13 protein-coding genes are annotated in these 13,178 nt (G+C 59.2%); 7 read left to right on the top strand and 6 right to left on the bottom strand.

The window, feature by feature from the left end:
• Positions 1 to 26: 26 nt before the first annotated feature.
• The 5 genes from HKK54_RS23840 to HKK54_RS23860 all read right to left on the bottom strand — a co-directional run bounded on the left by HKK54_RS23840 (position 27) and on the right by HKK54_RS23860 (position 4,453).
• Positions 27 to 308, bottom strand: a complete 282-nt coding sequence (locus HKK54_RS23840; protein WP_003208024.1) for a peptidylprolyl isomerase — start codon at positions 306 to 308, stop codon at positions 27 to 29.
• Positions 309 to 396: 88 nt separating this feature from the next.
• The gene (locus HKK54_RS23845; RefSeq protein ID WP_169388042.1) at positions 397 to 1,254 is read right to left on the bottom strand and encodes a response regulator transcription factor; all 858 of its coding nucleotides are present in this window, start codon (positions 1,252 to 1,254) and stop codon (positions 397 to 399) included.
• A gap of 56 nt (positions 1,255 to 1,310) precedes the next feature.
• A complete protein-coding gene (locus HKK54_RS23850; protein ID WP_169388043.1) occupies positions 1,311 to 2,729 on the bottom strand; it encodes an aminotransferase in 1,419 nt (472 codons plus the stop codon).
• 25 nt (positions 2,730 to 2,754) lie between these two features.
• Entirely contained in the window at positions 2,755 to 3,855 is a 1,101-nt protein-coding gene (locus HKK54_RS23855; protein ID WP_169388044.1) for a polyamine ABC transporter substrate-binding protein, read from the bottom strand.
• 103 nt (positions 3,856 to 3,958) lie between these two features.
• Positions 3,959 to 4,453, bottom strand: a complete 495-nt coding sequence (locus HKK54_RS23860) for a DUF1543 domain-containing protein (RefSeq protein ID WP_010173319.1) — start codon at positions 4,451 to 4,453, stop codon at positions 3,959 to 3,961.
• Positions 4,454 to 4,561: 108 nt separating this feature from the next.
• Between HKK54_RS23860 and HKK54_RS23865 the strand changes: the two genes are divergently transcribed.
• Positions 4,562 to 5,383 (top strand): aldo/keto reductase, encoded by an 822-nt coding sequence (locus HKK54_RS23865; protein WP_010173318.1) that lies wholly within the window; start codon positions 4,562 to 4,564, stop codon positions 5,381 to 5,383.
• 55 nt (positions 5,384 to 5,438) lie between these two features.
• Here HKK54_RS23865 and HKK54_RS23870 read toward each other — a convergent pair whose 3' ends face one another.
• Positions 5,439 to 5,954 carry an Hcp family type VI secretion system effector gene (locus tag HKK54_RS23870; RefSeq protein ID WP_003208034.1) on the bottom strand — a complete coding sequence of 172 codons (516 nt, stop codon included), beginning with the start codon at positions 5,952 to 5,954 and terminating at the stop codon, positions 5,439 to 5,441.
• A 477-nt stretch (positions 5,955 to 6,431) separates the two neighbouring features.
• Between HKK54_RS23870 and tssA the strand changes: the two genes are divergently transcribed.
• The 6 genes from tssA to tssG are packed head-to-tail and all read left to right on the top strand — an operon-like array spanning position 6,432 to position 13,176.
• Positions 6,432 to 7,985 carry a type VI secretion system protein TssA gene (gene tssA, locus HKK54_RS23875; protein WP_169388045.1) on the top strand — a complete coding sequence of 518 codons (1,554 nt, stop codon included), beginning with the start codon at positions 6,432 to 6,434 and terminating at the stop codon, positions 7,983 to 7,985.
• 32 nt (positions 7,986 to 8,017) lie between these two features.
• Complete coding sequence (tssB, locus tag HKK54_RS23880; RefSeq protein ID WP_169388046.1) at positions 8,018 to 8,515, top strand: type VI secretion system contractile sheath small subunit; 498 nt, start codon at positions 8,018 to 8,020, stop codon at positions 8,513 to 8,515.
• A 27-nt stretch (positions 8,516 to 8,542) separates the two neighbouring features.
• On the top strand, positions 8,543 to 10,018 hold the full coding sequence (gene tssC / locus HKK54_RS23885; RefSeq protein WP_010173310.1) for a type VI secretion system contractile sheath large subunit: 1,476 nt from the start codon (positions 8,543 to 8,545) through the stop codon (positions 10,016 to 10,018).
• Complete coding sequence (gene tssE, locus HKK54_RS23890) at positions 10,015 to 10,440, top strand: type VI secretion system baseplate subunit TssE (protein ID WP_029616020.1); 426 nt, start codon at positions 10,015 to 10,017, stop codon at positions 10,438 to 10,440. Before tssC ends, tssE begins: the two co-directional genes overlap by 4 nt.
• On the top strand, positions 10,430 to 12,205 hold the full coding sequence (gene tssF / locus HKK54_RS23895) for a type VI secretion system baseplate subunit TssF (RefSeq protein WP_169388047.1): 1,776 nt from the start codon (positions 10,430 to 10,432) through the stop codon (positions 12,203 to 12,205). Before tssE ends, tssF begins: the two co-directional genes overlap by 11 nt.
• Positions 12,169 to 13,176 carry a type VI secretion system baseplate subunit TssG gene (tssG, locus tag HKK54_RS23900; protein WP_169388048.1) on the top strand — a complete coding sequence of 336 codons (1,008 nt, stop codon included), beginning with the start codon at positions 12,169 to 12,171 and terminating at the stop codon, positions 13,174 to 13,176. The genes tssF and tssG overlap by 37 nt, the downstream gene beginning before the upstream one ends.
• Positions 13,177 to 13,178: the final 2 nt, after the last annotated feature.

A 13,178-nucleotide genomic window follows, 5' to 3' on the forward strand; every position in this document is an offset into this window, starting at 1 on the left:
TGTTTCAAGCATTAGCGCGGACCGGATCAGTCCTGGCGGCTGGTCACTTCCAGCAGGTGATAACCGAACTGGGTTTTCACCGGGCCTTGCACAGTGTTGACCGGGGCGCTGAATACGACGGTGTCGAATTCTTTAACCATTTGGCCCGGGCCGAACGAACCCAGGTCGCCGCCTTGACGGCTGGACGGGCAGGACGAGTTGGCTTTGGCAACTTCGGCGAAATCGGCGCCGCCTTCGATTTGTGCTTTCAGTTCGTTGCACTTGTCTTCGGTGGCAACGAGGATGTGACGGGCGGTGGCTTTGGCCATGAGGGGTATCTCCTTGGGTAAAAATGCTGAGCGTACCGGATTCAGGTGGTTATTTCCTGGCAAAGTTCCCCCGGGTTGCCCGGACGGCTCAGGATCGGGCCATCACACCGCTGTGGGTCAGCCAATCGATAAACAGCGCAAACAGCTCAGCCTGGGAGTTGATCTCAAGCTTGGTATACAAATGCTTGCGGTGCATGCGCACGGTTTCCGGGGAGATGCCCAGCATCTGCGCGGTGGATTTCACCGAGTGTCCGCGCAGGATCAGGTGGGCAATTTCCCGCTCGCGCACCGTCAATACGCCGCTGCCAAAATGCATGAACGCGGCTTCAATCTGCTGATGCACCTGGGTCTGGGTGAAGGCTTCGTCGCTGATCACCTTGCACAACCCGCCCGTGGTGCCGAAGCGGCGCAGCAGTTCACGCACGATGGGTTGGGCGGTTCGCAGCAGCGCCAGTTGTTCGTCACTGAACTGGCCGGCACTCAGGCCCTGGAACATGCACAGGGAGATTTTGCTGTTGGGGCACAGGTCGACGATGTAGTAGCTCTCCTGGGCGCCGCCGCTGCGCAGGTAGTAGGTCTTGTAGTACTCGCTGCTGAAGAAGTCGTCCGGGGCGATTTGTGCCAGGTGGTAGAAACCTTCGGCCAGGCCCTTGTCCACTGCGAGGCAGAACGGGTCCAGCAGGTAGCCCCGGGAAAAGTAGCGGTTGATGATTTCTTCGTAGTGCGGCCGGGGGATGCCTTGCTGGTAGAGCAAGTGCGGCGCCTGGCCCTGGCGCTCCAGGCTGATCATCATCGATTCGATGGGGGTCAGGGCGCTGAGGGCGCAGGCCAGGTGTTCAAGGAATGACGCCTCGTCAACGCTGACGAAGGCGTGGGCCAACGCGCCATTCCAGGCTTCAAGCACCTGGAAGGATGGGGCAGGGCAGTGATCGGCATTTTGGCTCATGCCGGCCAGTCTACCCGCCGGCCACGGCCCCGGCAAAAGCACCGAGGCGGCGGGGTTCATCGGCCTTGATACTCGCCGCTTTGGCGCAGCTCTTCGGCGGTGTCGAGAATGCACTGGCGCAGGATCTCCACCACTTGATCCACCTGGGCATGGGTGATGATCAACGGCGGCGACATCACATTCAGGTGACCGATGGGCCGTACCAGCAAGCCTTTGGCCTGGGCCCGCAGGTGGATTTTCTCGCCGATGTTCACCGCGTCCGGCAGCAGCGCCTTGGTGTGTTTGTCGGCGACAAACTCGATGCAGGCCATCAAACGCTGGCAACGCACGTCACCCACCAGCGGCAGACTGGCCAGGGTTTGCAGGCGCTGTTCCAGGTACACGCCGACGTCTTCGACATGGGCCAGCAGGTTTTCCCGCTCGATGATCTCGATGTTCTTCAGCGCCGCCACGCAACTCACCGGATGGCCGCTGTAGGTGAAACCGTGGGTAAAGCAGCGGCCCTTGCCCGGCTCGCCGATCACTTGCCAGATGCGGTCCGAGAAAATACACGCGCCCAGGGGCAGGTAGCCGGAGGTCAGGCCCTTGGCGGTGGTGATGATGTCTGGCTGCATGTCGAACACCTCCTGGGAGGCGAAAAATTTTCCCAGCCGGCCGAAGGACGTCACTACTTCATCCGCCACGTAAAGCAGGTCATAACGTTGGCAGATTTCCCACATGCGCCGGTGGTAACCCTTCGGCGGAATGATCACGCCGCCCGAGCCCATGATCGGTTCGGCAAAGAACGCCGCCACCTTGTCGGCGCCAATCGTGAGGATCTTGTCTTCGAACTCATCCACCAGGAAATCGAGAAATTGCGCCTCGCTCATGCCCGCAGGCGCCCGGTAGTAGTTGGGGCACGAAATGTGGTGGAACAGGTCGCTCATGAAATCGAATTCCGGCGCGCGGTCGGCGGCCTTGTTGCCGATGGACATCGTCAGGAACGTGGAGCCGTGGTACGCGCTGAACCGCGAGATGATGTGCTTCTTCTCGTGCTTGCCGCGACTGTTCTGATAGAACTGCACCAGGCGGTAGGCGGTATCGACCGCCGTGGACCCGCCGGTGGTCAGGAATACATGGTCAAGGTCGCCGGGGGCCAGGCTGGCAAGCTTGGCGCACAGTTCGATGGCGGTGACGTTGGCCATGTCGCAAAACGGGTTGGAGTACGCCAACTGGCGAACCTGATTGGCGATGGCGTCGGCCATTTCCTCGCGCCCCAGGCCGATATTCGTGCACCACATGCCACCGACCGCATCCAGGTAGCGGTTGCCGGCGGTGTCGTAGATGTAGGCGCCGTCGCCGGCCGCGATGTTCAGCGAGCCTTGTTCGCGGTGCTCGTCGAACATGTGGAAGCCGTGCATGTAATGGGCCTTGTCGGCGGCGTCCAGTTGGTCGTGGTCGAACTGGGCGAAAAAAGCAGGATTTGGCAGAGTCATGGCATTTACCTTCAATGGCTGGGTTTCACTTGCCGGTCTTCACGGCATTCCAGGTACGGGTGATCAGGCGCACGGCGGCTTGGGACTGGCTTTTCTGGGTGAACAAGCGCTGCATCGTTGCCGCGTCCGGGTAGATGGCCGGGTTGTCGCGAATGTCTGCGTTGACCAGGGGCTTGGAGGCCAGGTTGCTGTTGGCGTAGTGAATGGTGTTGCTGACGCCGGCGATGACCTCGGGCTGCAGGAGGAACTCGATGAACTTGTGGGCATTTGCCACATGGGGTGCATCAGCCGGGATGTAGAAGTTATCGAACCAGATCAGCGAGCCTTCCTTGGGGATGAAGTAACCCAGGTTGACCTTGGCCCCGGCTTCCGCCGCCCGGGCCTGGGACGTGGCGTAATCGCCGGACCAGGTGGTGGCCATGCACAGCTCACCGTTGGCCAGGCCGTTGATAAAACCGCTGGAGTCGAATTTACGGATGTAGGGCCGTACGGCCATCAACACATCCTGGGCGGCCTTGAGGTCTTTGGGCGCCACGCTGTTGGGGTCCAGGCCGAGGTAGGTCAGGGCCAGCGGGATCATGTCGGTGGGAGAGTCGATGAAGGTGATGCCGCAGTCGGCGAAACGCGAAATGATCTTGGGGTCGAAGATCATCGCCAGGGAGCCGATGGGGGCGTCCGGCATGCGTTCCTTGATCTTGTCGATGTTGTAGGTCACGCCATTGCTGCCCCAGGTGTAGGGCGCGGAATAGGTCACGCCCGGGTCATGGGTTTCCAGGCTTTTCAGCACTTGAGGGTCGAGGTTATTCCAGTCGGGTAGCAGCGCTTTGTTGAGGGGCTGGAACGCCTTGGCCTTGATCAGCAGCGGTACCAGTGACGCGTTGAGCACCACCAGGTCATAACCCGAGCGCCCGGAGAGCAATTTGCCCTGTACGGTTTCGTAGGAATCATAGGTGTCGTAGATCACCTTGATGCCGGTGGCTTTTTCGAAGTCGGCGAGGGTGTGTTCCCCGATGTAATCGGCCCAGTTGTAGATGCGCAAGGTGTTGCCCGGGTCGTCAGCGGCCTGGCTGAGGGACGTTGATGCAAGCAAGACAGCGCTTAACAGGGCGATAACGGCTTTATGCATGGCGGACCCACCTTGAAGTTGTGCTTGTTGTCAGGCCGAGGGGCTGATTGCACTTTCAGGCAGGTAGCGGGTGGGCGCCATACCCCGTTCGGGTAGGAGGCCGTCAGGGCAAGACGATGTAGTCGTTTTGCGTGATGATCGGGCGGTGTGCGCCGGGTTCCAGATGGATATAACGCCCGTCTACCAGGTCGACGGGCAGGCAATCGTCGATATCCAGCACGCCGTCGGTATGGGACTGCGTCCAGTGGCTGAGCATCTGCTGTTTACCCTGTGCTGCAGCTTCCTTGGCCGTGCGGGCAACCACCAGCAGGTAGTGGTGGGCTTCGCCAAAGCTATTGGCTTCATAACCGCCCAGGTTGATGAAGTACAGGCGCGGTGCCCCGGCGTTAGGCGCCAGGTGGCTGAGCTGGACTTTCCAGCCGTCAATCCCGTCGACCGTCATCCAGGAATCGATATGCACACCTTTCTGGCTGCCGAACCAGCCATCGCGCAGTTGCGGATAGGCGGCTTCCAGGGTGTCGGCAACGGCAAACACTACGTCGTGCACTTCGATTTTCGCCCGGGGATGCTTGCCCCCGAGCATGACCACAAACAGCATTGCACGTCCTTTCTAAGGCTAGGATGGAAAGTGCCACCATCCTTCGATTGAACCCTTTTGTCCAGTCAGTGCCACACTGTTAATTCGCGAATTCATCAGGAGGTTGTCATGCGTACCATTGATCTGGCCGGCGTTCCCGTCCCTGTCATCGGCCAGGGGACCTGGCGCATGGGCGAAAATCCCGACCAACGCAGCGCAGAGGTATCCGCGTTGCAACTGGGCATTGATGAGGGCATGACCCTGATCGATACCGCTGAAATGTACGGCGAAGGCGGCGCCGAAGAAGTCGTCGGCGAGGCGATTCGCGGCAGGCGCGACCAGGTCGTCCTGGTCAGCAAGGTGTACCCGCACAATGCCAGCCGCAAAGGTGTTCCGCAGGCCTGCGAGGCCAGTCTCCAGCGCCTGGGCACCGACTACATCGATCTGTATCTGCTGCATTGGCGTGGGCAGTATCCCCTTGAAGAAACGGTGGAAGCCTTCGAGCGCTTGCGTGAGGCCGGCAAGATCGGTCGGTGGGGCGTGTCCAACTTTGATGTGGCCGACCTGCAGGAACTGGCGTCCCCGGCCTGTGCCACCAATCAGGTGCTCTACAACATCGAAGAGCGCGGTATCGAATTCGACCTGCTGCCCTGGTGGCAGCAACACAATTTGCCCTTGATGGCCTACTGTCCCATCGCCCAGGGTGGCGAGCTGTTGGCCAGCCCGACCCTCAAACAAATTGCCCGTCGCCACGAGGTCACACCCGCCCAGGTTTCCCTGGCTTGGGTCTTGCGCCAGGACGGTGTGATCGCGATTCCCAAGGCTGTGACGCCCGAGCATGTGCGGCTCAATGCTGCGGCGGCAAAGCTTGTGCTGGATGAGCACGACCTGGACGCGATTGACCGGGTTTTCGGTGCGCCCAAACGCAAGCATCCGTTGGCGATGGTCTAGTGCCCGACAGAAACGGCGCCGTCCATGGCGTTGCCGTTTCTGTTTCGGGTTGTGCTTAGCCAGCTACCGGGCTGCGCCAATCATCAGAGCCCGAGGTGCCGGACACTTCGTGGGTCCAGACGATTTTCCGGTAAGTGAAATACACATCCTCCAGGTGCGTGAAGTGCGCGTTGTTCGGGTCCTGGCAGTTAGGCATCCGTGACTGGATGTCTACCAGGATCGCGTCCTCCAACTCGATGGTGAAGTAGTGCTCCTGCGTGCCGGCTGAAGAGGTGCGGTACCACTCAAGGCGGCACTTGACCATTTCCCCGGAGGTCAGGGCGCTGAACAGCAGCGGCGAAGACTTATCGAACACCTTGCTGATCATCAGGGGTTTGTGCACGCGCTGACCGGTCGGCTGGCCGGATTGCGGGTCTCGGGGAATGATCACCTGATGCTGGAATGCTTCCACCAGGATCTGGTCTTCGTGGCCTTCCTGATAAATGTTGCCGACCGAGTCCTGGGTGAATGTGCCTGCCGTGATCAAGCCTTGCTTGGTGCCGGTGATGGAGAGATACGCGGGTGTTGGCATGACGGTTTTCCTTGCCTGATAAATGAGGTCGCCCCAGCCGACTGATTTGCCGGCTGGGTAATGCTCGATATCAAGAAGCGTGCCGGAAAGTTAAGGAGGTAATGAAAACAGGGAGTTAAGATTTTATCGGGTCTTGTTTCGACGGAGAGTGCTGATTTGTAGCTGGCTTTAATTGTATTTATTTGCGCATAGGTGCGCAGTTAGTTGCTCATGTCGATACGGGGTTCCGTACGGAGAGTCTGCTTGATTAATGGTGTTAGTTGTTGTTTTGGCTGCGCAAATTGTTGCGCGTCGTCGAATTATATATTTTCGTAGGAAATTCCTTAACCATCGTTTCGTGGCTTGAACATTGCTTTTTGCACGGATAAGGTTCGTGCTCTTCCCGCCGGGAAGGCGAACTTTAAACAGTGTTCTGGTGTGCGTTTTAATTGCCATTAGTTCGCTGAATATATCCAGGGAAGTAAAGTGCGGCCAATGATGGTTTATTCAGACAGGCTTTCCGATTATTACCTCGAACTTGCGCAGGCACCCAACTCGAAAGCGAGTTTTGCGGGCGTCGATATGCGTTTTTCGACCGAGTATGAGGCACTAGAAACCGAGCTCGGCAAGGCGCATTCCCTTCACGGTAACAGTCAGCCTGACTGGCAGTGGGTGGTGGAAAAAAGTGAGGCCCTGTTACGTCATCAATCCAAGGACTTGCGGGTTGCCGTCTGGTTGATCTGGGCATTGCATGAGCGCGAGTCCTTCGCCGGCCTTCTCGCCGGCCTCGGATTGTTGCGCTACCTCTGTGAGCATCATTGGGCGGTCGTATATCCAGGCAAGCTGCGCACCCGCAGCGCCGCATTTGGCTGGCTGGTGCCGCGCCTTGGGCAGGTGCTTGCGCAAAATCTTTCGTTCAAGGACCAGCGCCCCCTGTTCCATTGCATGCTCGAACATCTGGTTCGGCTGGATGAACTATGGACCGAACATCTTTCTGAAGACGCGCCGCTGTTACTGCCGGTTCGCAGGCAGCTGTCGGACAGGCTGCAGCAGGTCACCGAGAGTGATCCCCTTCCAGGCGGCACGGCCGCGGTGATCGCCCAGATCAAGCAGGTGGCCACTCAGCTGCTGGCGCCCGAGCCGGTCGTGGATAACGAAAAGGACGCTCATAAGCTGCTGCGCACGCTGCAGGAGAGTGCCCGGTCTCTGTCGGCCTGGTGGCAGCGCCAGAATGCCACGGACCTGCGCGCGCTGCGCCTGAACCGAACCTTGACCTGGCTGACGATCACCAGCCTCCCGGATTGCAACAGCGAGCAGGTCACGCCTTTGCGAGGCCCTGCGCCGGACAAGCTCAAACGTTACCAGGAGCGCTTCGCCCAGGGGCAGCACGCCGACCTGTTGTTGGAGCTTGAGGCCAGCCTGGCGTGCGCACCTTTCTGGTTTGACGGTTTGTACCGGGTGTGGGAGTGCCTGCAGGCACTTCAGGCCGATCTGGCCATGACCGAGCTGGAAGTGCACTTCGCCCTGTTGCTCCAGCGACTGCCGGGGCTCCTGCAGCTGCGCTTCCACGATGGAACACCCTTTGCCGACTCCGTTACCCGAGGCTGGATCAACACCCAGGTTGCCCGCCATTTGCAAGCCACGGTGACCCCCAGGTCGGTGCCTGATGCCCTGGCAGCGCCCTGGGACAAAGCGTTGCACGACGTTATGCCCGTATTGCGCAAGGACGGGTTCAAGGCGGCTGTTCGGTCGCTCAAGCAAGGCATGCAAAGCGCTGCAGGTGAGCGTGCCCGTTTTCATTGGCGACTTGGCCTGGCCCGGTTGTGTGTCCTGGCGGGCAAGCATGACCTTGCCAAAGTCCAACTCGACCATCTGGACCACGAACTGCAGCAATCAGGCTTGCAGCGCTGGGAGCCCGAGCTGGCGGTTGAAGTGCTGCAACTCTTGTATGGCTGTTGTGATGTGTTGCCGCAAAGCCATTCCGTGCGTGAGCGCAAGGAAGAAGTCCATCGCAGGCTGTGCCACTTCGATCTTGAAGCGGTACTTGAATAGGCTTTCGAGCCACCCGAAAAAGGAGAAACACCATGGCGAAAGAAGGTTCGGTAGCCCCCAAGGAACGCATCAATATCACGTTCAAACCCGCCGTCGGCACCGCGCAGGAAGAGGTCGAGCTGCCGTTGAAACTGCTGGTGCTCGGCGACTTCACCCAGCGTGAAGACCTGCGCAAGCTCGAAGATCGCAAGCCCATCGGTATCGACAAGAACAGCTTTGACGAAGTGCTGGCCAAGCAAGCCTTGAGCCTGACGTTAAACGTTGCCAATCGGCTCCAGGACGCTGCCGAATCTGATGAGTTGGCGATCCAGGTCAGGATCAATGCGATGAAGGACTTCAACCCTGCACACCTGATTGAGCAAATTCCCGAGCTGAAAAAGCTCATGGAATTGCGTGATGCACTTGTTGCGCTCAAGGGACCGCTGGGCAACACCCCCAGCTTTCGAAAAGCCATTGAAGACGCCCTCGGCGATGACGAGTCCCGCACCCGGGTCTTGGCTGAACTGGGGCTGGACAGCTCCGCCGTATGACTCTTTCAGTAAAAGGACACTGACGCCATGACAACCCGCCAAAGCCCGCTGCACGCTCCCACAACAGATGAATACAGCATTCTCGACAACATCATTGCCCAAACCCGCCTCAGTGCCGACGACGAGGCCTATGGCATCGCGAAACGCGGGGTTTCGGCATTTATCGAGGAGCTGATCAAACCACAGAACAGGGGCGAGCCGGTCAAAAAGCGCCTGGTTGACCGGATGATCGCCGAGATAGACGCAAGGCTCAGCCAGCAAATGGATGAAATTCTTCACCACCCGGAATTCCAGGCCTTGGAGTCATCCTGGCGCGGCCTGCAGTTGCTGGTTGACCGCACCAACTTCCGTGAAAACATCAAGATCGAATTGCTGAGCGTTTCCCGCCAGGACTTGCTGGATGACTTTGAGGACTCACCTGAGGTAACTCAGTCCGGGCTCTACAAGCATATCTACAGTGCCGAATACGGTCAGTTCGGCGGTCAGCCCGTAGGGGCAATCATCGCCAATTATTTCCTGTCGCCCAGTGCTCCCGACGTCAGGCTGATGCAGTACGTCTCCAGCGTGGCCTGCATGGCCCATGCACCGTTCATTGCGGCAGCTGGCCCGGGGTTCTTCGGCCTGGAGAGCTTCACCGGCCTGCCTGACCTCAAGGACCTGAAAGACCATTTCGAGGGGCCGCAGTTTGCCAAATGGCAGAGTTTTCGCCAGAGCGAAGATGCCCGTTACGTCGGTCTCACCGTACCGCGCTTTCTACTGCGTACGCCTTACGATCCCGTGGATTGCCCGGTCAAGACGTTCGCCTACCAGGAAAATGTGGTCAACAGCCACGAGCACTATCTGTGGGGCAACACCGCGTTTGCCTTTGCTACGCGCCTGACGGACAGCTTCGCCCGCTTTCGCTGGTGCCCGAACATTATCGGCCCGCAAAGTGGGGGCGCAGTGGAGGACTTGCCGCTGCACCACTTTCACAGCATGGGCGAGATCGAAACCAAGATTCCTACCGAGGTGCTGGTATCCGACCGACGTGAATACGAATTGGCGCAAGAGGGTTTCATTGCCCTGACCATGCGCAAGGGCAGCGACAATGCGGCGTTCTTTTCTGCAAGCTCGGTGCAGAAGCCCAAGTCCTTTGGAATCAGTGCGGAGGGCAAGGTTGCCGAACTGAATTACCGGCTGGGCACCCAGTTGCCCTACATGATGATCGTCAATCGCCTGGCTCATTACCTCAAGGTTTTGCAGCGTGAGCAGCTGGGATCGTGGAAGGAACGTACCGACCTGGAGCTGGAACTCAACAAGTGGATTCGCCAATACGTAGCTGACCAGGATAACCCCAGTGCCGAAGTGCGTGGACGGCGCCCGCTCAGGGCGGCGCGCATTGTGGTCAGCGATGTTGACGGGGAGCCCGGCTGGTACCGCGTCAACCTGAGCGTTCGCCCGCATTTCAAGTACATGGGGGCGGACTTCACGTTGTCGCTCGTCGGCAAGCTCGATAAAGAATGAGCCGCAGCCACGTGATCCTCCAAAACCGTAGCCTTTTCGAACGCCTGGAGTCCGGCGCGAGTCGCCGTCCGCAGGACAGCGTCGTGGAGTCCGTGGCCAGCCATTTGGCGAAAATGCTCAGCACCCGTGTGGGTAGCGTGCAGACGCTACCGGATTACGGGTTGCCTGACCTGAACGACATGCGCTTCAGCCTGCATGACGCGTTGAGCCAGGCACGCTTTCTCATTGAGCGTTTTATCCAGTCCTATGAACCACGGCTGAAGGATGTACGTGTCAAGGCATTGCCCCAGGACCGTGATCCGTTGGTGCTGGCTTTTTCCATCGAGGGCGTCATGGAAATAGATGGCGTGAAGCAAACAGTCGCCTTCTGCGCAAACCTGGCCCATGGTGCACAGGTTGAGGTCACGCCTGATGTCCTTTAACCGCTACTACCAAAGCGAGCTGGGTGCACTGCGACAGTTGGGGCGGCGCTTCTGCGAGCGCAACCCGGCACTTGCGCCGTTTCTTTGGGACGCCGGCCAGGACCCGGATGTAGAGCGCTTGCTGGAAGGCTTTGCATTCCTCACCGGTCGCTTGCGTCAGAAGCTTGATGACCAGTTGCCGGAGCTGAGTCACTCGTTGATGCATTTGCTGTGGCCCAACTATATGCGGCCGCTGCCTTCGTTCAGCATGCTGCAGTTCGATCCCCTCAATCGGGCGGGGCCTGCCATCCACGTCGAGCGGGACACCCCGGTGGAAAGTGTTGCGATCAACGGTGAGCGTTGCCGTTTTCGTACCTGTTACCCGACGCAGGTTTTACCGCTGCAACTGGCCGCCCTGGAATACTCGGTAAAGGGCGAGGGCACGCTGCTGTGCCTTCGCCTGGAAATGACAGCCGAGGGCGACTTCGGCGAGTTGGCACTGGGCTGCCTGCGTCTGCATCTTGCGGGGGAGCAACCTGTCAGCCAGGCGCTATACCTGGGCCTTTTGCGGCACTTGGATGGGTTCGAGTTGCAACCGTTGGGCCGTGATGGACGGCCGGTAATCGGCAGCGACGGTGAGGCTGTGTCGCTGCGTCTGTCCAGTAGCCAGATCAGTCCAGTGGGCTTTTCCGAGGATGAGGCACTGATCCCTTATCCGTTGAATACCTTCCGTGGCTATCGCCATTTGCAGGAGTACTTCGCCTTTCCCGATAAATACCTGTTTGTCGATGTGGGCGGCCTTGACGTGTTGAACAGGTTGCCCATTGACGTGCTCAAACAGGTCCATGGGCTGGTGCTGCGCTTCAACCTGCGTGGCCGCGGCCTTGAGCGACTGACGCCGACCCTGGACAACGTGAAGCTCTACTGCACGCCCATCGTCAATCTGTTCAAGCACGATGGCGTGCCGATTCGTTTGGATGGCAAGCAGGACGAATACCTGTTGTTGCCTGGCGAATACACCCGGGGAAACTGCGGTGTGTTTTCAGTCGACAAAGTCACGGGATGGCGGCCGGGGGGGCTGGGGTACCAGGAATATGTGCCCTTCGAGTCGTTTGAACACGATTTTGGCGGCGCCTCGCCCAGCTATGGCGTTCGCCAGCGGCCATCGCTGCACCATACCGGCCTGGATACCTGGCTGAGTTTCGACCCGCGCCGGGAACATGATCAGGAAACCCTGTCGGTTGAGCTGACCTGCACCAACCACAACCTGCCACGCCAACTGCAGGTAGGGGACATCAACCAGGCTTGCGAGCAGACACCCGAGTTTGTTTCGTTCCGCAACATCACGGCGGCAACCCCGAGTTTTGCGCCGCCCCTGGACAGCGACTTCCTGTGGCGACTGATCAGCAATATGTCGCTCAACTATTTGTCGCTGACCGATATCAACGCCCTGAGAGTGATCCTCGAAACCTACGACCTGCCGCGCTATTACGACCGCCAGGTGGAGAAGGTCAGCCAGAGAAGGCTTGGCGCACTTCAATCGATCAGCCATCAGCCTGTGGACCGGCTGCACCGGGGCCTGCCATTTCGCGGCTTGCGTGTTGACCTCACCATCGATCCCGAGGGCTACCTGGGGGAGGGCGACGTGTTTGTCTTTGCTTCGGTACTGAATGAGTTCTTCGCGCTCTACGCCAGCCTCAACTCGTACCACGAACTGCGAGTCATCAGCACACAAGGAGATGTGTACCTATGGCCACCCCGGATGGGCCAGCAGCCCCTGCTTTAAACGCATTATCCCGAGTGATTCGCGAGTACTCGGTGTTTCAGGCGGTGGCGCAGATCATCGAGCGCTTGCGCGAGGCGCACCCCTCGCTGGACGAAGAGGGGTTGTACGACCAATTGGAGTTCCAGGCCAATCCAGGCTTTGGGTTTCCCGGCAACGATATTGACCGTGTGGAGTTTTTTGTCGAGCACGGCCATTTGCGGGCACGGGTTCGTCTCAACGTGCTGGGCCTGTTTGGTACAGGGTCGCCGCTGCCGGCGTTCTATGGCGAGCAAGCCTTTGCCGAGGTCTCGGGCGGCAATACGACGCGTGATTTCCTGGATCTCTTTCACCATCGCCTGCACCGGCTGATAGTGCCGATCTGGCGAAAATATCGTTATCAGGCGAGTTTTCAAACCGGCGCCAGCGATCCATTTTCCGAGCAGATGTTTGCGTTGGTGGGCCTGGGCGGCAGCGTGATTCGCAGCACCGCTCGACTGAACTGGAAGCGCCTGTTGCCCTACCTCGGACTGCTGAGTCTGCGGGCGCACTCTGCCGCGCTGATCGAGACCGTGCTGCGTTATTACTTCAAGCACAGCCGGCTGGTTATAGAACAGTGGGTCAAGCGCACGGTAGTGATTGCCCACGAGCAGCGCAATGACCTTGGCCGCAGCTATAGCTCGTTGGGTTCCGATCTGGTGCTGGGGGATTCCATCCTCGACCGCAGTGGCATGTTCAGGGTTCATGTGCTGGCACTCGACTGGGAGCGTTTTCACGAGTTTTTGCCCACCGGGGCGGGTTATGAGCCGCTGTGTGCGCTGGTGCGTTTCGCCGCCCGGGACCCCTTGGAATACGACGTTCGGCTGGTGTTGGCAGAGAGTGAGGTACGGCCATTGCACATCGGTGAACACAACGTCTGCCGCTTGGGCTGGACCAGTTGGCTGGGGCATGAGCGGGCTGACGGCATGGTCACCCTGGCCAGTAAATCTCATTAGGG

It is taken from the genome of Pseudomonas sp. ADAK13 (genome assembly GCF_012935715.1).
Lineage (GTDB): Bacteria > Pseudomonadota > Gammaproteobacteria > Pseudomonadales > Pseudomonadaceae > Aquipseudomonas.